This window comes from Mesorhizobium sp. LNJC394B00, from assembly GCF_000502555.1.
Lineage (GTDB): Bacteria > Pseudomonadota > Alphaproteobacteria > Rhizobiales > Rhizobiaceae > Mesorhizobium.
The window spans coordinates 118,960-141,837 of record NZ_AYWH01000003.1 but is presented as its reverse complement, the minus strand read 5'-3'; the positions used below and the strand labels follow the sequence as shown (position 1 = coordinate 141,837).

Annotated in this window: 26 protein-coding genes; 15 read left to right on the top strand and 11 right to left on the bottom strand. The window is 63.3% G+C overall.

Going from position 1 to position 22,878, the window contains the following annotated elements:
• Positions 1 to 14: 14 nt before the first annotated feature.
• Together trxA and X751_RS149055 are read left to right on the top strand one after the other, a co-directional pair.
• Positions 15 to 338, top strand: a complete 324-nt coding sequence (trxA, locus tag X751_RS149050) for a thioredoxin (RefSeq protein WP_023672297.1) — start codon at positions 15 to 17, stop codon at positions 336 to 338.
• 190 nt (positions 339 to 528) lie between these two features.
• Positions 529 to 810, top strand: a complete 282-nt coding sequence (locus X751_RS149055) for a cupin domain-containing protein (RefSeq protein ID WP_023672296.1) — start codon at positions 529 to 531, stop codon at positions 808 to 810.
• 438 nt (positions 811 to 1,248) lie between these two features.
• On the opposite strand, the gene X751_RS01000000163840 is transcribed toward X751_RS149055, so the two are convergent.
• From X751_RS01000000163840 to X751_RS149080, 6 genes are all read right to left on the bottom strand, one after another.
• Complete coding sequence (locus X751_RS01000000163840) at positions 1,249 to 1,590, bottom strand: VOC family protein (RefSeq protein WP_245265778.1); 342 nt, start codon at positions 1,588 to 1,590, stop codon at positions 1,249 to 1,251.
• A 102-nt stretch (positions 1,591 to 1,692) separates the two neighbouring features.
• On the bottom strand, positions 1,693 to 3,018 hold the full coding sequence (locus X751_RS149060; protein WP_023672293.1) for a folylpolyglutamate synthase/dihydrofolate synthase family protein: 1,326 nt from the start codon (positions 3,016 to 3,018) through the stop codon (positions 1,693 to 1,695).
• A 62-nt stretch (positions 3,019 to 3,080) separates the two neighbouring features.
• Positions 3,081 to 4,007, bottom strand: coding sequence for an acetyl-CoA carboxylase, carboxyltransferase subunit beta (gene accD, locus X751_RS149065; RefSeq protein WP_023672292.1), 927 nt, complete (start codon positions 4,005 to 4,007; stop codon positions 3,081 to 3,083).
• 101 nt (positions 4,008 to 4,108) lie between these two features.
• The gene (gene trpA, locus X751_RS149070; protein ID WP_023693067.1) at positions 4,109 to 4,948 is read right to left on the bottom strand and encodes a tryptophan synthase subunit alpha; all 840 of its coding nucleotides are present in this window, start codon (positions 4,946 to 4,948) and stop codon (positions 4,109 to 4,111) included.
• A 2-nt stretch (positions 4,949 to 4,950) separates the two neighbouring features.
• Positions 4,951 to 6,201, bottom strand: coding sequence for a tryptophan synthase subunit beta (gene trpB, locus X751_RS149075; RefSeq protein ID WP_023681393.1), 1,251 nt, complete (start codon positions 6,199 to 6,201; stop codon positions 4,951 to 4,953).
• Between the two features lie 90 nt (positions 6,202 to 6,291).
• Entirely contained in the window at positions 6,292 to 6,951 is a 660-nt protein-coding gene (locus X751_RS149080) for a phosphoribosylanthranilate isomerase (protein ID WP_023681392.1), read from the bottom strand.
• A 109-nt stretch (positions 6,952 to 7,060) separates the two neighbouring features.
• Here X751_RS149080 and X751_RS149085 point away from each other — a divergent pair, with 109 nt between their 5' ends.
• Positions 7,061 to 7,279 (top strand): hypothetical protein, encoded by a 219-nt coding sequence (locus X751_RS149085; RefSeq protein WP_023672288.1) that lies wholly within the window; start codon positions 7,061 to 7,063, stop codon positions 7,277 to 7,279.
• Between the two features lie 18 nt (positions 7,280 to 7,297).
• Here the strand turns inward: X751_RS149085 and X751_RS149090 are convergent, their stop codons facing one another.
• From X751_RS149090 to X751_RS149105, 4 genes are all read right to left on the bottom strand, one after another.
• On the bottom strand, positions 7,298 to 8,056 hold the full coding sequence (locus X751_RS149090) for a M48 family metallopeptidase (RefSeq protein WP_023681391.1): 759 nt from the start codon (positions 8,054 to 8,056) through the stop codon (positions 7,298 to 7,300).
• Between the two features lie 198 nt (positions 8,057 to 8,254).
• A complete protein-coding gene (locus X751_RS149095; RefSeq protein ID WP_023672286.1) occupies positions 8,255 to 8,740 on the bottom strand; it encodes a DUF2852 domain-containing protein in 486 nt (161 codons plus the stop codon).
• Between the two features lie 117 nt (positions 8,741 to 8,857).
• Positions 8,858 to 10,000 carry a benzoate/H(+) symporter BenE family transporter gene (locus tag X751_RS149100; RefSeq protein ID WP_023672285.1) on the bottom strand — a complete coding sequence of 381 codons (1,143 nt, stop codon included), beginning with the start codon at positions 9,998 to 10,000 and terminating at the stop codon, positions 8,858 to 8,860.
• A 6-nt stretch (positions 10,001 to 10,006) separates the two neighbouring features.
• A complete protein-coding gene (locus tag X751_RS149105; protein ID WP_023744912.1) occupies positions 10,007 to 10,777 on the bottom strand; it encodes an alpha/beta hydrolase in 771 nt (256 codons plus the stop codon).
• Between the two features lie 246 nt (positions 10,778 to 11,023).
• Between X751_RS149105 and infC the strand changes: the two genes are divergently transcribed.
• The 8 genes from infC to X751_RS149140 all read left to right on the top strand — a co-directional run bounded on the left by infC (position 11,024) and on the right by X751_RS149140 (position 18,240).
• Positions 11,024 to 11,560, top strand: a complete 537-nt coding sequence (gene infC / locus X751_RS01000000163835) for a translation initiation factor IF-3 (protein WP_023744911.1) — start codon at positions 11,024 to 11,026, stop codon at positions 11,558 to 11,560.
• 131 nt (positions 11,561 to 11,691) lie between these two features.
• Complete coding sequence (locus tag X751_RS149110) at positions 11,692 to 12,330, top strand: isoprenylcysteine carboxylmethyltransferase family protein (protein WP_023681388.1); 639 nt, start codon at positions 11,692 to 11,694, stop codon at positions 12,328 to 12,330.
• A gap of 184 nt (positions 12,331 to 12,514) precedes the next feature.
• Positions 12,515 to 12,718, top strand: coding sequence for a 50S ribosomal protein L35 (rpmI, locus tag X751_RS149115; protein ID WP_006201248.1), 204 nt, complete (start codon positions 12,515 to 12,517; stop codon positions 12,716 to 12,718).
• A 39-nt stretch (positions 12,719 to 12,757) separates the two neighbouring features.
• Positions 12,758 to 13,159: a 50S ribosomal protein L20 gene (rplT, locus tag X751_RS149120; RefSeq protein ID WP_023672281.1), complete on the top strand. Its 402-nt coding sequence runs from the start codon at positions 12,758 to 12,760 to the stop codon at positions 13,157 to 13,159.
• 296 nt (positions 13,160 to 13,455) lie between these two features.
• The gene (pheS, locus tag X751_RS149125) at positions 13,456 to 14,508 is read left to right on the top strand and encodes a phenylalanine--tRNA ligase subunit alpha (protein WP_032891898.1); all 1,053 of its coding nucleotides are present in this window, start codon (positions 13,456 to 13,458) and stop codon (positions 14,506 to 14,508) included.
• Entirely contained in the window at positions 14,505 to 14,954 is a 450-nt protein-coding gene (locus tag X751_RS149130) for a GFA family protein (RefSeq protein ID WP_023744910.1), read from the top strand. The genes pheS and X751_RS149130 overlap by 4 nt, the downstream gene beginning before the upstream one ends.
• A gap of 99 nt (positions 14,955 to 15,053) precedes the next feature.
• Positions 15,054 to 17,477, top strand: coding sequence for a phenylalanine--tRNA ligase subunit beta (gene pheT / locus X751_RS149135; RefSeq protein WP_023744909.1), 2,424 nt, complete (start codon positions 15,054 to 15,056; stop codon positions 17,475 to 17,477).
• A 160-nt stretch (positions 17,478 to 17,637) separates the two neighbouring features.
• The gene (locus X751_RS149140; protein ID WP_023744908.1) at positions 17,638 to 18,240 is read left to right on the top strand and encodes a nucleotidyltransferase family protein; all 603 of its coding nucleotides are present in this window, start codon (positions 17,638 to 17,640) and stop codon (positions 18,238 to 18,240) included.
• 152 nt (positions 18,241 to 18,392) lie between these two features.
• Here the strand turns inward: X751_RS149140 and X751_RS149145 are convergent, their stop codons facing one another.
• Positions 18,393 to 19,388 carry an aldo/keto reductase gene (locus tag X751_RS149145; protein ID WP_023744907.1) on the bottom strand — a complete coding sequence of 332 codons (996 nt, stop codon included), beginning with the start codon at positions 19,386 to 19,388 and terminating at the stop codon, positions 18,393 to 18,395.
• A gap of 96 nt (positions 19,389 to 19,484) precedes the next feature.
• Here X751_RS149145 and X751_RS149150 point away from each other — a divergent pair, with 96 nt between their 5' ends.
• The 4 genes from X751_RS149150 (at position 19,485) to X751_RS149165 (ending at position 22,814) form a co-directional block, all read left to right on the top strand.
• Positions 19,485 to 20,375 carry a LysR family transcriptional regulator gene (locus X751_RS149150; protein WP_023744906.1) on the top strand — a complete coding sequence of 297 codons (891 nt, stop codon included), beginning with the start codon at positions 19,485 to 19,487 and terminating at the stop codon, positions 20,373 to 20,375.
• A 150-nt stretch (positions 20,376 to 20,525) separates the two neighbouring features.
• Positions 20,526 to 21,104, top strand: coding sequence for a cytochrome b (locus X751_RS149155; RefSeq protein WP_023744905.1), 579 nt, complete (start codon positions 20,526 to 20,528; stop codon positions 21,102 to 21,104).
• 69 nt (positions 21,105 to 21,173) lie between these two features.
• On the top strand, positions 21,174 to 21,749 hold the full coding sequence (locus X751_RS149160; protein WP_023681381.1) for a YceI family protein: 576 nt from the start codon (positions 21,174 to 21,176) through the stop codon (positions 21,747 to 21,749).
• Between the two features lie 78 nt (positions 21,750 to 21,827).
• The gene (locus tag X751_RS149165; RefSeq protein ID WP_023744904.1) at positions 21,828 to 22,814 is read left to right on the top strand and encodes a Gfo/Idh/MocA family oxidoreductase; all 987 of its coding nucleotides are present in this window, start codon (positions 21,828 to 21,830) and stop codon (positions 22,812 to 22,814) included.
• Positions 22,815 to 22,878 lie beyond the last annotated feature (64 nt).

Sequence of the window (22,878 nt, the reverse complement as noted above, 5' to 3'; positions counted from 1 at the left end):
GAAAGGATTTTCGTATGGCCACCGTCAAGGTCGACAAGAGCAATTTCCAGGCCGATGTGCTCAACGCCTCGCAGCCCGTCGTCGTGGATTTCTGGGCCGAATGGTGCGGCCCCTGCAAGATGATCGGTCCGTCGCTGGAAGAGATCGCCAACGAACTCGGCGACAAGATCAAGATCGCCAAGCTGAACATCGACGAGAACCCCGAGCTTGCCGCCCAATTCGGCGTGCGCTCGATCCCGACGCTGATGATCTTCAAGGGCGGCGAAGTCGCCGACATGAAGGTCGGCGCCGCGCCGAAGACCGCGCTGTCGCACTGGATCAATGGCAGCCTCGCCTGATCTGGCTTTGTTTTGATGCATGTCGTCCTCCCAAAACCGGGACCACTTTTGGGCGACCTGCATTAGTTCCCGAGATCGAAGCCCGGCCCTCGCGCCGGGCTTTTTCTTTGGCGTCATCGCCCGGCCGCCTCTGGCCCTCGCATCGGCGCACTCCATGTCATCTGCTTGAGGCAGGACAGGGAGAAACAGAATGACCGGATCCGCCAAGGCCACCGTCTTCATCGACAATGAGCGCGTCATCGTCACCGAATACCGCTTCCAGCCCGGCGACAACACCGGCTGGCACCGGCATCGCCATGACTACGTCGTGGTGCCGCTGATGGACGGCAAGGTGAAGCTGGTGACCAAGGACGGCGAGAGTTTTGCTGAAATGAAGAAGGGCGCGCCCTACTTCCGCAAGGAAGGCGTCGAGCACGACGTCATCAGCGCCAATGACGGCGAATACGCCTTCATCGAGATCGAGCTGAAATAGGCCTCAGACTGGTGCCGCGGCCGCCGATGTCTATTTAGTTTGAGCCACGGTTTTTTTGGCCTGCCTAGGCTTGCCGGGCTTCCGTCCGGTCGCGGGCTTCAGGACCTGCCCATATCCCTCTATAGCGCCCGTATACACACGATAGAGAAACGTCTCTCGGCTTACGAAATACGCGACACTGGGCTGGCCGGATGCATCATTGGGGCGCGTCGGTCTGTGGGCCACTCGAACAATTGGGTGCGGTGGCTCGATGGCTCCCGGTAACATCACATGATCGCCGACCCGCGGAGCATATTCAAATATCAGCTCCTCCGGCGGGTCGTTGTCGACGGTAACAAGACACTTCACAACCATTCGAGCTTGCCTCCATGCTTGGCCAAGCATATCGGGGCTTCTGCCCGAGGGGCAACCGCCCGATAGATTCCCCGGGCCAAAATACTACCAGTCGGCGATGCGGTCGCCTCCGGTAAATTGCGCGCTTTTTGCGGTGTATTCGAACAGCTCGATCTTCACGCCGTTGGGGTCGCGGATCCAGGCCTGAAAAGTGTCGTCGCAGGCGTGCTTCTTGGCGGTGACGTCGATGCCCTTCGATTTGATATGGGCGATCGCCGCGTCGAGATCTTCGACTTCCAGGCAGAAATGGTTGATCTGGTTCTGCTCGCTGTATGCAGTGCCGTCCTTCTGGAACACCTCGACATGGCTGCGGCCGCCGCAATTGAGGTAGAAGCCGAAGACCTTGTCGTCGCGCAGGAAATTGAACTGCGTGTCGAGGCCAAGCACGTCGCGGTAGAAGCTTCGCGTCGCCTCCAGATCATGCGCGAAGATGCAGATGGGCGAGTTGCTTGACCTTGATCATGATGGGCTCCTCGCAGTGAAATGGCTTCAGGTTGGCGGCGTGCCGTTTTCGGCCAGCACCGCGCCGGCGAGATATAACGACCCCCCGATCAGGATGCGTGGCGCCGGCCCGTCCCAGGTGTCGCGCAGCAGCATCAGCGCACTGGCGACGGAACTGACCGGTTCGGCCGTGAGGCCGGCTTCGGTCGCCCGCACCGCCAGCTCGTCATTCGGCACGCCGGCATCGCTCATGCTCACCGGCACGGTGTAGACGTGCCGAGCCAGGCCCTTGAAGGCGTGGAAGTAGCCGCTCTGGTCCTTGGTGTTGATCATGCCGGAGATCAGAAACAGCGGCCGCGGGTTCTTTTCCTCCTGCTCGGCCAGCGCCTCGGCAATGACCATGCCGGCGCCCGGATTGTGGCCGCCGTCGAGCCAGATGTCGGCGCCCTTGGGCGCCAGCTCCATCAGCCGGCCCTGTACCAGTTTCTGCATGCGGCCCGGCCATGCGACGCTCGCCATCGCCTTCTCAGTGGCGCGATGACTGATTTCGAAACCGGTGGCCTTGACGGCGGCAATCGCTGCCGCCGCATTGGCGAACTGGTGGCGCCCGGGCAGGCGCGGTGGCGGCAGGTCCATCAGCCCGTCCTCATCCTGATAGACCATGCGGCCGTTTTCCTCGAAGGCGAGAAAATCCTGGCCGTAGACGAAGGTCGGGCAATCCAGCCGCTCGGCGGTTTCGATCAGCACTTGCAGCGCCGTCTCGCTCTCCTGCGCGCCGATGACCACCGGGCAGCCGCGCTTCATGATGCCGGCCTTTTCGGCGGCGATCAGTTCGACCCGGTCGCCGAGATAGGCTTCGTGATCCATCGACACCGGCATGATCACCGACACCGCCGGCCGGGCAACGACATTGGTGGCGTCGAAGCGGCCGCCAAGGCCGACCTCGATGATGGCGGCGGCAGCCGGATGCTCGGAAAACAGGATGAAGGTGACGGCGGTTAGGATTTCGAAGACGGTGATCTTCTGGCCGGCATTGGCCCGGGCGACGCGGGCGATGGCCTCGGCGAAGGTCTCGTCGTCGACCAGCCGGCCGCCGCCCTCGGCCGCCAGCCGGTAGCGCTCGGCCCAGTTCACCAGATGCGGCGAAGTGTGGACATGGACAAGGTGGCCGCCGGCTTCGAGCAGCGCGCGCGAAAAGGCCGCGCACGAGCCCTTACCGTTGGTGCCGGCGATATGGATGACCGGCGGCAGCCGCTCCTGCGGATTGCCGAGGCGTTCGAGCAGCCTTGTGATGCGGTCGAGCGAAAGGTCGAAGCCTTTCGGATGCAGCGCCATCAGGGCTTCGATTTCACGATCTGCGGCAAGCGTTGTCATGAGCGAATCCTACGCATGCGCGCAGGTGCACGCAATCGCGGTTTGCGGCCAGAAATGTCGCGTCAGGCTTGCGGGCGGGCTTCCGTCGGGATGACCGACGGCGGCAGGATTTCCGGCTCCAGCGGCTTTTGCTCCTGCGGCAGTTTGAGCAGGATTTTCAACAGCCGTGAAATCGTCTCGCGCAGTTCCAGCCGCGACACCACCATATCGACCATGCCGTGCTCCATCAGATATTCGGAGCGCTGGAAACCGTCCGGCAGTTTCTCCCGGATGGTCTGCTCGATGACGCGCGGGCCGGCAAAGCCGATCAGCGCGCCGGGCTCGGCAATGTGGACGTCTCCCAGCATGGCGTAGGAGGCGGTAACGCCGCCGGTGGTCGGGTTGGTCAAGACGACGATGTATGGCAGGCCGGCTTCCTTCAGCCGGTCGACGCCGATCGTGGTGCGCGGTAACTGCATCAGGGACAGAATGCCTTCCTGCATGCGCGCGCCACCGGAGGCGGCAAACAGGATCAGCGGCCGCTTGCGCTGCAAGGCGACCTCGAAACCGTGCACAATGGCGTCACCCGCGGCCATGCCGAGCGAGCCGCCCATGAAGGCGAAATCCTGCACCGTCACCACAACCGGCAGGCCTTTGACCGTGCCCAGCGCGTTGATGATGGCGTCTTCCAGGCCGGTCTTGGCCTTGGCGTCCTTCAGCCGGTCCGTGTAGCGCTTCTCGTCGCGGAACTTGAGCGGGTCCTGCATGACCTTGGGGTTCTCAAGCTGCTCGTATTTGCCGTCGTCGAGGAAGAATTTCAGCCGTTCCTTGGCCGAAATCTTCATGTGATGGCCCGATGACGGGATGACGAACTGGTTGGATTCCAGGTCCTTGTGAAACACCATCTCGCCGGTCTCGGGATCCTTGATCCAGAGATTCTCGGGCATGTCGGTGCGCCGACCGAGCATCGAATTGATCCTCGGGCGAACGTAATTGGTGATCCAGTTCATCGCTTCGGCTCCTGTCCTGACGAAGAGTTGGCTCGTGCATGTCGCCCAAAAGTGGGAACCGGTTTTGGGATAACGACTTGCACAAGGCCTAAGTAGGGAAACTATTCGGCAGCAGCAAGGCGGGCCGAACGCACGCCCTGAGACAGTCCGCTGACCAGGGTGGCGACGGCCTCGGCCGGGTCGGCGGTCTTCTCGCCCTTCGGTCCCAACACATTGGCGACCGCGTTGACGATCGCGGTGCCGACGACGACGCCATCGGCATTGGCGCCGATAATGCGCGCCTGCTCGGCGGTCTTGACGCCGAAGCCGACGCAGACCGGCAGATTGGTGTGGCCCTTGATGCGCTTGACCGCGGCGGCAACCTTGCCGGTGTCGGCCAAAGCCGAGCCGGTGATGCCGGTCATCGACACGTAATAGACGAAGCCCGACGTATTCTGCAGCACCTTGGGCAGGCGCTTGTCGTCGGTGGTCGGCGTTGCCAAGCGGATGAAGTTGATGCCGGCCTTCAGCGCCGGAATGCAGAGTTCTTCGTCCATCTCCGGTGGCAGGTCGACGACGATCAGCCCGTCAATGCCGCTGGCGATGGCGTCCTTGAGGAAGCGATCGACACCGTAGATGTAGATCGGGTTGTAGTAGCCCATCAGCACGATCGGCGTTTCATTGTCGGTGGCGCGGAAATCAGCCGCCGTCTTCAGCGTCTTGACCAGGGTCTGGCCACCTTTCAGCGCCCGCAGGCCAGCGGCCTGGATCGCCGGTCCATCGGCCATCGGATCGGAAAACGGCATGCCCATTTCGATGATGTCGGCGCCGGCCTTGGGCAGCGCCTTCATGATCGACAAAGCGGTGTCATAGTCGGGGTCGCCGCTCATGAAATAGGTGACGAGCGCCGGGCGGCCCTCGGCTTTCAGTTTTGCCATGCGGCGGTCGATGCGGGTCACCATGATCAGATCTCCATGCCCAGCATCGAGGCCACTGTGTGCACATCCTTGTCGCCGCGTCCCGACAGGTTGACGATGACGATCTGGTCCTTGTCCATATCAGGCACGATCTTCACCGCATGCGCGATGGCGTGGGCGGATTCCAGCGCCGGGATGATGCCTTCGACGCGCGTCGTCAGCTTGAAGGCTTCCAGCGCCTCGTCGTCGAGGATCGGCACATATTCGACGCGGCCGGAATCGCGCAGCCAGGAATGTTCGGGGCCGACGCCGGGATAGTCGAGGCCGGCTGAGATCGAATGGCCGTCGAGGATCTGGCCGTCGGCGTTCTGCAAGAGATAGGTGCGGTTGCCGTGCAGCACGCCGGGCGCGCCGGCATTCATCGAGGCGCAATGCTCGATGCCGTCAAGGCCGCGGCCGCCGGCTTCGATGCCGATGATGCGGACTTCTTTGTCATCCAGGAACGGATGGAACAGGCCGATGGCGTTCGAGCCGCCGCCGACAGCCGCGATGATGGTGTCGGGTAGCCGGCCTTCCTGTTCGAGGATCTGGGCGCGCGCCTCGATGCCGATCACCGACTGGAAGTCGCGCACCAGCTCCGGATAGGGATGCGGGCCGGCGGCAGTGCCGATCAGGTAATAAGTGTCCTCGACATTGGTGACCCAGTCGCGCAACGCTTCGTTCATGGCGTCCTTCAGCGTGCCGTGACCGGCGGTCACCGGCCGCACTTCGGCGCCGAGCAGCTTCATGCGGAAGACGTTGGGGCTTTGGCGGGCGACATCGGTGGCGCCCATATAAACGACGCAGGGAAAGCCGAAGCGCGCCGCGACCGTGGCCGCGGCAACGCCGTGCTGACCAGCGCCCGTCTCGGCGATGATGCGCTTCTTGCCCATGCGCTTGGCCAGCAGGATCTGGCCGAGGCAGTTGTTGATCTTGTGCGAACCGGTGTGGTTCAAATCCTCGCGCTTGAAGTAGACTTTGGCGCCGCCCCCGAGGCCCTTCGCCGAGGAAACCTCACGAAGGTGTTTTGTGAGCCCTTCGGCGAAATACAGCTTTGATGGCCGACCGGCATAATGGGTCGACAGGTCGGTCAGTTCGGCCTTGAAGTCCGGATCGTTCTTGACCTCGTTCCAGTGCCGTTCGAGGTCGAGGATCAGCGGCATCAGCGTCTCGGCCACGAAGCGGCCCCCGAAGATGCCGAACATGCCCTGTTCGTCGGGTCCCGTGCGGAAGGAATTGGGTGTCGCCGGCTTGTTCATCGCCGATCTCCTGGTCTTGGTTCTGAGCATGTCTTATCGGAAAACCGGTTCCCACTTCTCCGGAACATGCTCGGGTTCGAAAGAAGTGCCTCAGGCAGCGCGGTCGTCGCGCGCGGCCCTGACGGCCCGGAAGAACTGCTCGATCAGCGCCGGATCCTTGACGCCCGGGCCGCTTTCCACCCCCGACGAAATGTCTATCGCGGGCGGATTGGCTGATATCAGGGCGTCGCCGATATTGGCGGCGTTGAGCCCACCGGAAAGCATGTAATCGAGCCCGGCGTCAAGGCCGGCCAGGATGCGCCAGTCAAAGGCGACGCCATTGCCGCCCGGAAGTTGCGAGCCCTTTGGTGGCTTGGCATCGAACATGAAGCGATCGGCAACGCCGATGAACGGCTTTAGCCGCTCGAGATCGGCTACCTCACTGACGGAGAACACCTTCATGACAGGCAGGCCGTAGCGAGCTTTCACCTCGGCCACCCGCTCGGGCGTCTCCGTGCCGTGCAACTGCAGCATGTCGGGGCGCATCTTTGCGACGATCTCATCCAGGAACGCGTCATCGGCATCGACCGTCACGGCGACCGCCCTGGCCTTGCCGATTGCCGCCTCGCGCAGGCGGCCGGCTGCCGCAGGCTCGACATAGCGCGGGCTTTTAGCAAAGAAGATGAAGCCGACATGGCTGGCGCCGCCGGCCAGGGCCGCGGCCATTGCCTCATCGGTCTTCAATCCACAGATCTTGATATCGAGCGCCATGGCGCGGGGATTGGCACGAAACCGGCCAAGAGTCGAGAAAAAGCATGCTGTTTGCCGGCAACGCCAAAGGCGCTACCTATTGATGGGAGAAGCAAGGCGGAGCAGACGAATGGCCGACCAGAGCATAGCCGAACTCAGGCAGAAGATCGCGCAAGCGCGCGACGTCATCGCCCATCTGATGCAAAAGGCCGCCTTCGACGGGGCGGAAGCGCACCGGGTCCTGGATTATTTCGGCAGCGATGCGTTCGAGCAGAATTTCCTGCCATGGCCGCGCCATGGCGACGAAGGGCTGCGGCCTGAAGAGCTTAATGCGGCCAATGATGATTGAGCGCGGCGCTGGCGCAGGCTAATCGAACACAATCGCCTGCAACGCCCCACCATTCCTCTTCAGCCAGTCCTTGCAGCGGTCGGTGTCGGGGCAGAGCTGCTCGCACAGTTTCCAGAATTTCGGGCCGTGGTTCATCTCCTTGAGATGCGCCACCTCATGCGCGACCAAGTAGTTTATCACCGGCGTCGGCGCCATCATAATGCGCCATGAGAAGGACAAATTGCCGTCGGAAGTGCAGGAGCCCCAGCGGCTCGACGTGTCCTTGAAGCGGATAGCCTTGGCGCGCTTGCCGATGGCCTCGGTATGCTTGACCACCAGCTTCTCGATGTCCTTCTTGGCCTCGCGCCTGAGGAAATCGGCGATGCGGCGCGGCAAATGTATGCGCTCGCCATGGACGATCAGCAGCGGACCGCGCTCGTCGCGCGACACGGTGACGGTGCCGCGTTTCGACGGTTCGTGGACGATGCGATGCGCGACGCCGCGTATCGGGATCTTGATGCCGGGGCGCACTTGCGGCCGTGTCGGGACCTTGGCCAGACGCTGCTCCAGCCAGCCCTGATGGCGGTGAAGGAATTTCTCCACCTCGCCGCGGCGCAGGCCCGGCGGCACGGTGATGCGCAGCCCCTGGCCGCCCGAATCGATGCGCAGCGTCAGCCGCCGTGCGCGGGCGCTCTCGACGATCCTGAGCGGCAGTGTGCGGCCGGCAACGACGTGCTCTCGCTCTTCGACAGGCGAGGGTTTTGGTTTGGTCAGGTTGCGGAAAAAGCCGAAGGACATGGCTGAACGATACGCGATTCGAGGAAAACGACCAGAACAAAAAAGAAACGGCGCCGCTCGCGCGACGCCGTCCATCATGCCAAGGCCTGTCTTAGAGCGCCGCGCGTCTCTGACGCGCAAAGGACGCTGTAGCACTCTAATTGGGCGCATGAACCTTTCCGAAAATCGGTTTCGATTTTCGGGGTCATGCGCGCAGCCTCAGTCGTCAAGCAGGTTCGGGCCCTTGCGCTTGGGCGTCGCGGGCTTGGCCGTTTCGGCCGAGCCTGTCTTCGCAGGCGCTGTCGACTTGTTGCGGTTGGCCATGAAGCGGTCGAACTCGTCCTGGTCCTTGGCGCGGCGCAATTCGCGGGCGTACTCGTCGAACTCGCTCAGCATCTCATCGAGCTTGCGACGCTCTTCGGCGAGGCGTTCGAGTTCCTTCTCGCGCCAGTCGTCGAAAGCGACATTGCCGGTGCGGGCCGAACCGTGGCCCCAGCGCGCGGCCTTGTCGGAACCGCGACGGCAGCCGGCGAAGATGCCGTCGGTGGCCCGGTTGACGTCGCGCTTGAAGCCGTCAAGCCGGTCGCCCCAGATGATGTAGGCGAGCATGGCGAAGCCAAGCGGCCAGAACACCATGAAGCCGATCACCATCAGCGCGATGGTCGCCGGCGTCCAGGCCGGGCGGATCAATGCGGATGTGTTCATTTTCTCCCATTCCTTCGGTTGGAGACAGCCAAGAGCGGCTGCGTGGATTCGAAATGGGATGAGAAAAACGGCGATTCAAGACAACGTCCGCCAAAACCGGACAAGGTCCTGAATTGATTATCGCTTTTTGACCGCTTCGAGGAAAAGCACGACCAGGCCGGCGACCAAGCCCCAGAAGGCGGCGCCAACGCCGAACAAAGTCAGCCCCGACGCGGTGACAACGAAGGTGACAGTAGCCGCCATGCGCTGGTCCTCGTCCTTGAGCGCGATCGCCAGCGCGTTGGCCAGCGACCCCATCAACGCCAGGCCGGCCACCAGCACGATCAGGCTTTGCGGCAGCACTGCGAAGATCGCCACCAGCGAGGCGCCGAAAACCGCGAAGATCAGATAGGCAAGTGCATAGAAGGGTCCGGTCTTCCAGCGCTCGGCCGGGTCGGGATGGACGTCCGGCCCGGTGCAGATCGCCGCAGAGATCGCGGCCAGATTGGTGGTCGAGCCGCCAAACGGCGCCGACAGCAGCGAGAACAGGCCGGTGACGCCGATCAGCGGGCCGGGTTCGGGGTGATAGCCGGCGGCGCGCAAGACGGCGAGACCCGACAGGTTCTGCGACGCCATGGTGACGAGGTAGAGCGGCAGCGCCAGGCCGATGACAGCTGCGGCGCTGAAATGCGGGGCAATCAGCGTCAGCGTCGACAGTTCCGGCGCCGGCAGTCCGCCGACGCGGCCTGTCAGGAAGGCGGCGATGCCGCCGCCGATCAGCACCGCCAGCACCGACAGCGCCGGGTTGAACAGGCGAATGACGAAGAAGGCCGCGATCAGCGGCAGGATCAACCAGGGGTCGACCGGAATGGTCTTGACGGCATTGAGCGCGAAGGTGACGACGATGCCGGCCAGCATGCCGGACGCGACCGACGTCGGTATCCTTGATATAAGCTGGGTCAGCGGCTTGAACAGGCCGGTGGCGATCAACATTAGGCCGGTGACGATGAAGGCGCCGACCGCATCGGCCATGGTAAAGCCGCTCGATGCCGCCATCAGCGCCAGGCCTGGTGTCGACCAGGCGGTGATGATGGGCATTTTCGTGCGCCAGGACAGCCACAGGCATTCGATCGCCATCGCCACGCACACTGCTGTCACCCAGCTCGCGGTCTCGGCCTGGGTGGCGCCAACCGCCTTGGCGGCGGCAATGACGACGGCGAGCGTGCCGCCGAAGCCGACGATTGCCGCGACAAAGGCGGATATCGGGATGGAAATGCGCATTCTTGCCTACCCCGCCCGCTGAACCATGTCGCCCACCGCCCTCAGCAGCATGTCGAGATCCTGCGGCCGCGACAGGCGGTGGTCGCCGTCGGGAATGAGCGACAAGGTGACGTCGTCGGCTGGCAGCAGCGAGACCAGCTTCAGCGCATGGCTTGCCGGCACGTCGGCGTCGGCCAGACCCTGCAGGATGTGGACGGGGCAATGGGTATCGATCGGCCCGGTCATGACCCGGTTCGCCCTGCCGTCCTCGATCAGCGCGCTTGTGTAGATGTAAGGCTCGGCGGAATAGTCCGAAGGTTCTTCGAAAAAGCCTTTCTCCCGGAGGTCGCGCCTCTGTTCCTCCGTCAGAGCCGGCTCGACCAGCTCGGCGGTGAAATCCGGCGCCGGCGCGAGCAGCACCAGGCCAACCACATTGCTGTCGCCCGCCTTGCGCATTTCCTGCACCATGCGCAGCGCGATCCAGGCGCCCATCGACGAGCCGACCAGGATTTGCTTGCCCTCGGTGAAACGCCGGAAGGCGGCGAGGCTCTCGCCAAGCCATTTCGAGATAGTACCGTCGGCAAAGGCGCCGCCGGATTCGCCATGGCCGGAATAGTCGTGGCGCAGATATGCGCGGCCTTCCCTGGCCGCCCAATCCGACAGCGTTTGCGCCTTCGTGCCCAGCATGTCGGATTTGTAGCCGCCGAGCCAGACGACGCCGGGCGTTGCGCCCGAGGAATGGCGAACCGCGATATCGATGCCGTCGACATCCAGCAGGGTTGGGGTGGTCGCGGTCATGGCTGTGGATCAATCCTGGTTCTGGGGGCCTGATTGTGGGAGCCTGATTTTACTCGCCGGTCTTTTGACACAGGCACAGGCGAGGCGGAAAGTGCTCGCGACATCCTTTGTTTGGTGCAGGCCTGCGATCAGGGTGATTTTCTGTCAGCGCTGTGCTATTGACTCCGCCCGCGCGCTCACCACATTGGCGCGTCCTGAACATTCTAGATTGAAACCCTGAACGAAACGGCCAAGGAGACCACGACCATTCGCAGACCTTTCAAAGCAGCGGCGCCCACCAAAGATGGCCCGCGCTCCAACCGTGATATCCGGGTGCCCCGGGTCCAGCTGATCGACGCCGATGGCCAGAACCGCGGCGATATTTCCATCAACGACGCATTGCTGCTCGCCGAAGAGGCAGGGCTCGATCTGGTCGAGATCTCGCCCAATGCGGTGCCGCCTGTCGTCAAAATTCTCGATCTCGGCAAATTGAAATACGCCAACCAGAAGAAGGCGGCCGAGGCGCGCAAGAACCAGAAGGTCATCGAGATCAAGGAGATCAAGATGCGCCCGAACATCGACAGCCATGACTACGAAACCAAGATGAAGGCCGTGCGGCGCTTTTTCGAGGAAGGCGACAAGGTCAAGCTGACGCTGCGCTTCCGCGGCCGCGAGATGGCGCATATGGAACTCGGCATGCAGCTCCTGAACAAGGTGCGCGAGGAGACGGCTACCATCGCCAAGGTCGAAGCCGAGCCGAAGCTGGAAGGCCGCCAGATGATGATGGTGCTGGCCCCGCGCTAGATCAGTTCGGGCGTTGCGCTCTAAATCCGCCTGAATCCTGTCTCATGGCGTCCCGGCGATCGGCGGGACGCCTATTCTCCTGTCCAGACGCCGCGATCGCCGGCAAGTTTTTCGACGATCGGATTCCCGACATGGCCAATGAAATCAACCCTGCGCCCATCAAGGAGCTGGGCGGCTACCAGCACATGCGCCGCATGGTGCTTGCGGTGCTGGTGGTGGTGCTCTTTGCGGCACTGCTGTTCGGCCAGTCGACCTTCCCGCCCGATACCCCGGTGCATGAAACGATCGAGATGGTCGGCGTGCTGCTGATCTTCCTTGGCGTCGTCGGCCGCTTGTGGTCGACACTCTATATCGGCGGGCGCAAATCCTCCGAAGTGGTCACCGGCGGGCCCTATTCGATCACCCGCAATCCTCTCTACGTGTTCTCGACCGTTGCCGCCGCCGGCGTCGGGGCGCAGATCGGCTCGTTCTCCGGCATCGTCCTGTTTGCGCTTTTGTGCGCCGGCGCCTTCCACATCGTCATCCTGCGCGAGGAACGGTATCTGAAGGAGGTTCTCGGCGCGCCCTACACAGCCTATCTGGCGCGGGTGCCGCGTTTCTTCCCCCAGCTGTCGCTCTACCAGGAAGGCGACACCGGCAGCTTCAAGCCGCGCCTCTTGCTGACCACCTTGCTCGACGGGCTGGTGTTTCTGGTGGCGTTGCCGGTGTTCGAGACCATCGATGGCGCCCAGCAATCGGGCATTCTGCCGGTGCTGTTCAGGCTGCCCTGATCGCGGACAGAGCGTCGCAGCCGCTCGGGTGTTGCGCGCCAGCCCGCTTTGACGTATAGGACCGCCGTTCCAAGAAAACCGCCCGGCAGGGCATGCCGTGGCGGTTTCATTTGCTTTTCGGGCTTTTGGTCCGCCCGAAGCGAACAAGAAGCGCGATTGTGCGCCACCAATACGGAGTAGCAAAATGCCCAAGATGAAGACCAAATCGGCCGCCAAGAAGCGGTTCAAGATCACAGGTACGGGTAAAGTCCTGTCGGCTGCGGCCGGCAAGCGTCACGGCATGATCAAGCGTTCCAACAAGTTCATTCGAAATGCCCGCGGCACGATGGTTCTGGCTGAACCGGATGGCAAGAAGGTCATCAAGAATTTTCTGCCGAACGGCCTCTGAGCATTCGGTTTCAGGAACAGCGTTTAAGGAGATCATGACATGGCACGCGTAAAAAGAGGCGTCACCTCGCACGCCAAGCACAAGAAGGTCCTGAAAGCCGCGAAAGGCTTCTACGGCCGCCGCAAGAACACCATTCGCATCGCCAAGCAGGCGGTCGAAAAGTCGATGCAGTATGCGTATCGCGACCGCAAGAACCGCAAGCGCTCGTTCCGCGCGCTATGGATCCAGCGCATCAACGCCGCGACGCACGAGCATGGCCTGACCTATGGCCGCTTCATCGACGGCCTCAACAAGTCCGGTATCGAGATCGATCGCAAGATCCTGTCCGACATGGCCATCCATGAACCGCAGGCGTTCGCCGCACTCGTGGCCAAGGCCAAGGTCGCGCTCGAATATCTGAAGAACACCACCCCGAATGCTTTTGAAAGCGCTGTCGCCTAGAGCATGATGCCAAAAAGTTGCTGACTTTTTGGACAACATCATGCTCAGGGAAATTTAGCGAGGAGCGCGATCTTTCCGAAAAGTCTGCAACTTTTCGGGATCGGGCTCCGAGCCCAGCGCTTCCCAGCATTCGCAATTCTGATTGGGGAACCCGCGCTGGCACGGCTGGCGCGGGTTTTTCTTATGGCTGAACTTTCAACTTGAAAGTGACTTTCACCTCAAAGTTGACTCCCAACACAGCGAGTTTGACCGTGAACGACATAGCTACCGGCTTGGATACTCTCGAAAACTCCCTGATGGCCGACGTCGCGTCGGCCGCCGATGAGGCTGCTATCGAAGCCGTGCGCGTCGCGGCTCTCGGCAAAAAGGGGTCGATCTCGGAATTGCTGAAGACACTGGGCGCGATGAGCGCCGAGGAGCGCCAGGTCAAGGGCCCCGCGATCAACGGCCTGAAGAACCGCGTCACCGAAGCGCTGACGACACGCAAGGCCGAGCTGAAGGATGTGGCGGTCACGGCGCGCCTTGCCGCCGAGACGGTCGACGTGACGCTGCCGGTGCGGCAATCGCCGGCCGAGCGCGGCCGCATCCATCCGATCAGCCAGGTCATCGACGAGATCGCGGCGATCTTCGGCGATCTCGGCTTTGCCATCGCAGAAGGTCCCGATGTCGAGAGCGACTATTACAATTTCACCGCGCTGAATTTCCCCGAAGGGCATCCGGCGCGCGAGATGCACGATACCTTCTTTTTCCAGCCGGACGAAAAGGGCGAGCGCAAGCTGTTGCGCACGCACACCTCGCCGGTACAGATCCGCACCATGGAGAAGCAGAAGCCGCCGATCCGCATCGTCATTCCCGGCAAGACCTACCGGCAGGATTCCGACGCTACCCACTCGCCGATGTTCCATCAGGTCGAGGGGCTGGTGATCGACAAATCGGCCAATGTCGCCAACATGAAGTGGGTGCTGGAAGAATTCTGCAAGGCTTTCTTCGAGGTGCCGCAGGTCAAGATGCGCTTCCGGCCGTCCTTTTTCCCGTTCACCGAGCCCAGCCTCGAGGTCGACATCCAGTGCGACCGCTCGCGGCCCGGCGAAGTGCGATTCGGCGAAGGCTCCGACTGGATGGAGATCCTCGGCTGCGGCATGGTCCACCCCAATGTGCTGCGCGCCGGCGGGCTCGATCCCGACGAATATCAGGGCTTTGCCTGGGGCATGGGCATCGACCGCATCGCCATGCTGAAATACGGCATGCCGGACCTGCGCGCCTTCTTCGACGCCGATGTGCGCTGGCTGTCGCATTACGGTTTCAGGCCGCTCGACATGCCGACGCTGTTCGGAGGTCTTTCCGCATGACGGCGCCGCACACGGGTGGCTGCCGCTGCGGCGCGGTACGGTTCGAGGCATCAGTCGAACCGCACCATATCAGCTATTGCCATTGCGGCGATTGCCGGCGCGCCAGCGGCGCGCCGGTGTCGGCCTTTGTCGGCTTCCTGACCGAGCAGGTGGCTTTCACCGGCAAGGCGCTGAAGATGTACGAGAACGGGCCGGTGACGCGCTCGTTCTGCGGCATTTGCGGCTCGCCTATCGCCTATGTCGACGAGCGGCTGGAAGACCACATCTATTTCAGGCTGGGCGCCATGGACATGCCGGCCTATTTCCGGCCGACGCACCATGCCTATGTGCGCGAGCAGCTGCCCTTCGTGCATATGCCCGACGACTTGCCGCGCCATTTGAAGACAAGCGTGCCCAGACCCGATGGACAAGGTCCGGGCGGGTACAGACAAAACGGAATACAGTGATGAAACTCACCCTTTCCTGGCTCAAGGATCATCTCGACACCGACGCCTCGCTCGACGAGATCGTCGAGAGGCTGACCTCGATCGGCCTCGAAGTCGAGCATGTCGACGACAAGGCNGGTTCGACAGGCGCAGCCGCCCATCGGGACCGAACACGGCGACGCCTCGCTCGACGAGATCGTCGAGAGGCTGACCTCGATCGGCCTCGAAGTCGAGCATGTCGACGACAAGGCCGGCCTGAAGCCGTTCGTCATCGCCAAGGTGCTGACGGCGGTGCAGCATCCCGACGCCGACCGGCTGCGGGTGCTGACCGTCGACACCGGCAATGGCGCAGCCCCTGTCCAGGTGGTGTGCGGTGCACCGAATGCCCGCGCCGGCCTGATCGGCGCCTTCGCCGCGCCTGGCACGTATGTGCCCGGCATCGACGTGACGCTGACCGTCGGCAAAATCCGCGGCGTCGAAAGCCATGGCATGATGTGCTCCGAGCGCGAGCTGGAACTGTCGGATGAGCATAGCGGCATTATCGACCTGCCGGCCGACGCGCCTGTCGGCACCAGCTTCGCCGCCTATGCGCATCTCGACGATCCGATGATCGAGATCAATCTAACGCCGAACCGGCCGGATGCGACCAGCATTTACGGCGTCGCCCGAGACCTGGCGGCAAGCGGGCTTGGCCGGCTCAAGACCGCGCCGGTCGAAGCGGTCCTTGGCAAAGGTGAAACGCCGGTCAAGGTGACCATCGAGGCGCCGGAGCTCTGCCCCGGCTTCGCGCTGCGCCTGGTGAAAGGCGTGAAGAACGGGCCGTCGCCGAAATGGCTGCAGCAGCGGCTGATCGCCATCGGCTTGCGCCCGATCAGCGCGCTTGTCGACATCACCAACTACGTCACCTTCGACCGTGGCCGGCCGCTGCATGTGTTCGATGCCAAGAAGGTCGCCGGCAATCTCGTCGTGCGCCGCGCACGCGACGGCGAGAAGGTGCTGGCGCTCGACGGGCGCGAATACACGCTGACGCCGCAGATGTGCGTGATCGCCGACGACAATGGCGTCGAATCGATCGCCGGTGTCATGGGCGGCGAGCATTCCGGCTGTGACGAGAACACCACGGACGTGCTGATCGAATCCGCTCTTTGGGATCCGATCACCACGGCCCGCACCGGCCGTACGCTCGGCATCATCACCGATGCCCGTTACCGTTTCGAGCGTGGCGTCGACCCGGAATTCATGGTGCCCGGCGTCGAACTGGCGACAAAGCTGGTGCTGGAGTTCTGCGGCGGAGAGCCGACCGAGACGGAGGTGGTCGGCTATGCCGGCTACAAGCCGAAGATCGTTTCCTTCCCGATCTCGGAAGTGAAGCGGCTGACCGGCATCGAGGTGCCGAAGGCGGAAAGCCTCGACATCCTGACCCGCCTCGGCTTCAAGCCGTCAGGCTCGGGCGACGTCGTCGATGTCGCTGTGCCGTCCTGGCGTCCTGACGTCGACGGCAAGGCCGACCTGGTCGAGGAAGTGATGCGCATCCACGGCGTCGACAACATCGCGCCGCAGCCGCTCGGCGCGCATGACGCGGTCAACTCCAAGATACTGACGACGCTGCAGGTTCGCACCCGCACTGCCAAGCGCTCGCTCGCCGTGCGGGGCATGCTGGAGGTTCTCACCTGGTCGTTCATCCCGGCCAAACACGCCGAACTGTTCGGCGGCGGCCAGACGGCGCTGAAGCTCGCCAATCCGATTGCAGCCGACATGTCCGATATGCGGCCCTCGCTGTTGCCCGGCCTGATCGTCGCCGCGCAGCGCAATGCCGACAAGGGCATCGGCGATGTCGCGCTGTTCGAGGTCTCCGGTACCTATGAGGGCGACGGCCCCGACCAGCAGCGGCGCGTTGCCGCCGGTGTGCGCCGCGGCACCGCCAAGCTCGACGGTTCCGGCCGCAGTTGGGCCGGCAATTCCGGCCCGGTCGGCGTGTTCGACGCGAAAGCCGACGCGATTGCAGCGCTGGAAGCCTGCGGCGCGCCGGTCGACAGGCTGCAGATCGAGCCAGGCGGTCCGGCCTGGTATCATCCCGGCCGCTCCGGCACGATCAAGCTCGGCCCGAAGACAGTGCTCGGCACCTTCGGCGAGTTCCACCCGAAGACGCTGGAGGGGTTGGACGTTTCCGGACCGATCTGCGGCTTCGAGGTCTATATCGACGCCGTGCCGGAGCCGAAGGCCAAGCCGACGAAAACCAAGCCGAAGCTGGAGCTGTCCGCATTCCAGGCAGTGAAGCGTGATTTCGCCTTCGTGGTCGACAAGACGATAGAAGCCGGCACGCTGGTGCGCGCGGCACTCGCCGCCGACAAGAAGCTCATCACCGGCGTTTCGGTGTTCGACGTCTTCGAAGGAGCTTCGCTTGGCGCCGCCAAGAAGTCGATCGCCATCGAAGTATCTATCCAGCCGGTTGAAAAGACGCTCACCGACGAAGATTTCGAGGCGCTGGCCAAGCGCGTCGTCGACAATGTCGGCACGCAAACGGGCGGCGTGTTGAGGACGTAGAGCGGCTAACGCCGCCCTACGTATTTCGAGTTCACGCAATTCTTAGGGAAAGCGCGTCTTAGGGAAAGCGCGGCGCGCTTTCCCGGGAAAACCGCTACACACTTTCCTGGAATTGCTTCTGAGGATTGCCGGCAGGTGGCGAATCGCTCTCCAAAGGGTGATGGACCATCTGCGCTATTCCGGTCTGCCGTTCGAAGCCCAGCGCGAAGCGTTTCTCGCCATCGTGTTGGCGGATGCGCTCGTCAGCGACGCGCTGGAGCGGGCCCGCACGCTGGCGTTGCCGGATTGGCTGGTGGTGTCCGGCGCGCTCTACAACAGCATCTGGAACCATCTGACCGGCAAGGCGCCGGGCTACGGCATCAAGGATGTCGATCTCTTCTACTTCGATGACAGCGACCTGTCCTACGAGGCCGAGGACGCGGTCATCCGTCGAGCCGCGCAGCATTTCGAGGGGCTGGCTCTGCCGGCCGAGGTGCGCAACCAGGCACGGGTGCATCTGTGGTATCCGCAGAAATTCGGCCAGCCCTGCCCGCGCTATACGAGTTCCAGCGAGTCGGTGAGCTATTTTGCTTCGAAGACGCATGCGGTCGGGGTGCGATACGATGCCGATGGGCAGCTTGAGGTCGTGGCGCCGTTCGGGCTGGATGACCTCTTCGCGTTTCGCATCACGCCCAACCGGCTGATGGATAACAGGCGCACGCATGAGGCCAAGGGGGCGAGGGCGAAGGCGTGCTGGCCGGAGATTACGGTGGTGCCGTGGTGAGACTTACCCTCCCCGTTGTGGGGAGGGTCGGCTCGCTGTCGCAGCGAGGCGGAGACAGAGAGACGGGGTGGGGGTGCGCCTCACGAGGACCCCCCCCCCCCCCCCNCCGCTTCGCGGATCGACCCTCCCCACAAGGGGGAGGGTAAAGGCACTCACCCATTCACCAGCGCCAACAGCTCCTCCGTATAGCGCTTGCCAACCACCTTGTCCGGCGACAGCGCATCGCCGATCGCCGCGACCTCAGCCGCGCTCAGCTCGATCCCGACCGCCGCCGTGTTCTGCTCGAGATGGCGTATCTTTCTTGCGCCGGGGATCGGCACGATGAAGTCGCCCTGGTGCAGCACCCAGGCCAGCGCCAGCTGGGCCGAGGTGACGCCTTTTTCCACCGCCAGCTTTTCCAGCGTCGCAATGACCTTGGCGTTTGCCGCCATGGCGTCGGCCTGGAAACGCGGCAAGGTGCGGCGCCAGTCGTCGTCGCTGAGGGCTTCGGGCTTGGCGATGGTGCCGGTGAGCAGGCCGCGACCGAGCGGGCTGTAGGGGACGAAGCCGATGCCGAGTTCGCGGCAGACATCGAACACTTCGTCTTCGGGGTCGCGGCTCCAAAGCGAGTACTCACTCTGCACGGCAGCGATCGGATGCACGGCGTGCGCCCGGCGGATGGTGGCGGCACTGACCTCCGACAGGCCCAGCGCCCGCACCTTGCCATCGCGCACCAGCTCGGCCATGGCACCGACCGTGTCCTCTATCGGCACGTCGGGATCGACGCGGTGCTGGTAGTAGAGGTCGATAACATCGGTATCGAGCCGCTTCAGCGAGGCTTCGGCCACCGCCTTGACGTGCTCCGGGCGGCTATCGACGCCGACCATGCGTTCGAGGCCTGAGCCTTCCTCGGAAATCTTGAAGCCGAATTTGGTGGCGATCGTCACCCTGTCGCGCACCGGCTTCAACGCCTTGCCGAGAAGGATCTCGTTCTCAAAGGGACCATAGACTTCGGCGGTGTCGAAAAACGTCACGCCGATCTCGACAGCGCGGCGCAGCGTGGCGATTGCGTCAACCTCGGCCTGACCGCCATATGCGAAGCTCATGCCCATGCAGCCGAGGCCGACGGGGAAGACTTCGAGTTCAGTACCAAGTTTGCGGGTTTTCATGGCGCATCTCCTTGTTGCGATGAAACAGAGATAGCGCATAGCTTTACGTTCGATAATTGGCTGTCATTCGCACGGGCTGTTCTATAAAATAGAGCAATGAACCGAGCGCATCTTTCTCAACTCGCTGTACTGGCAACAGTCGCCCAATGCGGTAGTTTTCGCGGCGCGGCGCGCGAACTGGCCATCGCGCCCTCGGCAGTGAGCCATGCCGTGTCCAGCCTGGAGGCGCGGCTCGGCGTGCGGCTTTTGGCGCGCAGCACCCGCAGCGTGGCACCAACGGAGGAGGGCGCGCAGCTGCTCGAACGGCTGCGGCCGGCGCTGTCCGAGATCGATCTGGCGCTGGAAACGGCGATCGAGGCGCGCGACCGGCCGGCCGGGAACCTGCGGCTGACCGTGCCGCGCACCGCGGCCCACCTGGCATTGACGCCCAGGCTCGGCGGCTTTGCCGCGGCCTATCCTGACATCGTGCTGGAAATCGTCATCGAGGATCGCTTCACCGACGTCGTCGAAGGCGGCTTCGATGCCGGCGTGCGGCTCGGTGAGAGCCTGCAGCGCGACATGATCGCGGTGCGCGTCGGACCGGACCTTCGCGGCGCCGTGGTCGGCGCGCCATCCTATTTCGCGACCATGCCAAGACCCCGCCATCCGCGCGATCTTGCCGACCACCGCTGCATCCGCTTCCGTTTTTCCAGCGGCATTCTTTACCGCTGGGAATTCGAGAAGGATGGCGAAGAGATCGAGATCGCGGCGCAAGGGCCGCTGATCCTCGACGAAGACCATCTGATCGCCCAGGCGGCGGTCGACGGCGCAGGGCTCGCCTTCGTCTTCGACGATTATGTGCGCGCACCGCTCGCCGACGGCCGCTTGATCCGCGTGCTGGAAGACTGGTGTCCGCCCTTCGACGGTTTCTTCGCCTACTACCCCAGCCGCCGCCAGATGCGCCCGGCGCTGCGGGCGTTTGTGGATTTCTTCAAGGTCGGTGCTTAGCCACCTCCCCCTTGTGGGGAGGGTCGATCCGCGTAGCGGATCGGGGTGGGGGTCTTCGTAGGGCGCTACCCCCCACCCCGTCGCTTCGCGCCGACCCTCCCCACAAGGGGGAGGGTGGAAGAAAGCCCAGCTGCCATTCGTTCACCAACCATGCCGCCATTCATCACCAACAACTCAACCCGCTACGGCTGGGCGGCGATCGTCCTCCACTGGCTGATCGGCATCCTGTTCATCGGCCAGTTCATGCTCGGCTTCATCATGGGGCGGTTGACCAGCCAGCGCACCGCCTTCGAGCTGATCCAGCTGCACAAATCCTTCGGCTTCCTGCTGCTCGGCCTCCTCATCCTGCGCATTGCCTGGCGGCTCGGCAATGCGGCCCCGGCCTTGCCGGCCTCGGTCGGAGGCCTGGAGCGTCGGACGGCGCCGCTGGCGCATCTGGCACTTTATGGCTTCCAGCTCGCGGTGCCGCTGTCCGGCTGGGCACTGGTTTCGGTGTCGATGCTGGAGATCCCCAGCATGCCGTTCAACCTTTTCGTGATGCCGAACCTGCCGCTCGGCGTGTCCGATGCGGCGGAAAACTTCTGGGCGGCAGCACACTGGTATCTCGCCTATGCCGGCATTGCCTTGGTTGCGCTGCATGCGCTGGCGGCGCTGCGGCATCATTTCTGGCTGCGCGACAGCGTGCTCACGCGCATGATCACGCCTTCGTCAGATCAGGACATGGAATAGCGCGCGCCGCGCATTCGTTCATTGGAGTGAGGGCGCAACACTTCGCCTGCCCCAGTAAGGACAAAACCCATGTATGCGCGCATCTTCGGATTGGCGGCTGTTGCCGCTTGCCTTGCCATGCCTGTCTCCGCCGCTGTGGACCTCGGCGACGCCGCCGGCAGCTACACGGTCAACCCGGCCAGCTCCAGCATTCGCTTCTCCATCGGCAAGGTCGGTGGCGGCGGCCTCGACGGCGCCTTTGGCCGCTTCAAGGGCTCCATCCGCATCGACAACAGCGATGTCGGCCGTTCCGCGGTCAACTTCACCATCTATCCCGAAAGCGTCGGCACCGGCCAGGGCCGCATCGACGCCTTCCTGCGCTCCGATGCGGTGTTCGACGTGGCCAACAGCCCCGAAATCCAGTTCCGCTCGACCAGCGTAACCCGAACCAGCGACACCACGGCGCTGGTCAGCGGCCGGCTGACGGCGCGCGGCAAGACGTTTGCGGAAAAGTTCACTGCCGAGCTCGGCGGGCTGAAGGGCGGCGTCATTAAATTCCACGTCACCGGCAAGGTGCTGCGCTCCCGGTACGGCATGGATGTCGGCACGCCGATCTATTCGAATATCGTCAATTTCGACATGACGCTAACGGGCAAGCGAGGCTAGCAGGACCAGCGATCCGCATTGGCTTTTCCTGCAATTTCGGGCAAACCTCCTCGCCTGTAAATCGATAGGAGAAGCCTGATGTTCCGATGGGGTGTTTTGTCGACGGCCAAGATCGGCCGCGAGCAATTGTTGCCGGCAATCGTCGAGGCCGAGAATGGCGTTTTGTCCGCGATCGCCAGCCGCGACCTGTCGAAGGCCGAGGCCCTGGGCGAGCGGTTCGGCGCCAGGCATGCCTTTGGTTCGTATGAGGAGCTGCTCGCTTCGAAAGACGTCGACGGCGTCTACATCCCGCTGCCGACCTCGCAGCATGTCGAGTGGACGGCCAAGGCCATCGAAGCGGGCAAGCATGTGCTGGTGGAAAAGCCGCTGGCGCTCGACGCCAAGAATATCGCACCGCTGATCAAGCTGCGCGACCAGAAGAAGGTGCTGGTCTGCGAGGCCTTCATGGTCATCTACCACCCGCAATGGATCAAGGTGCGCGATCTCATCGCCGATGGCGCCATCGGCCGGCTGCGCCATGTGCAGGGCGCCTTCTCCTATTACAATGTCGATCCCACCAACATGCGCAACCAGCTCGATCTCGGCGGCGGCGCGCTGCCTGATATCGGCGTCTATCCGACGGTGTCGACGCGGTTTTCGAGCGGCAAGGAGCCACTGCGCGTGCAGGCGACGATCGAGCGCGACAAGAAATTCGGCACCGACATCTATTCCTCGATCCGCGCCGATTTCGGCGATTTCGAACTGTCCTTCTATCTGTCGACGCAGATGGCGGCGCGGCAGGTGATGGTGTTCCACGGCGAGAAGGGTTTCATCGAGGTGTTCTCGCCGTTCAATGCCGGGCTCTACGACCATCACCGCATCGACTTGCACAACCAGAACCATACGGAGGCGCAGGTGTTCCGCTTTCCCGGCACGCAGCAATACCGGCGCGAGGTCGAGACGTTTGCCAGGGCGGCACAGGGTGGCAAGGAGCGTGTCTTCACGCTGGAGGAGTCCGTGCTCAACCAGAAGGTCATCGACGCCATCTTCCGCGCCGGCGGCAAGGAAGGCTGGGAGGCCGTCTGATACAGCAATCTTAGCGGGTAATTTCATGGGAGAAGGGCGTCCGCATTGTGCATGCGGACGCTCC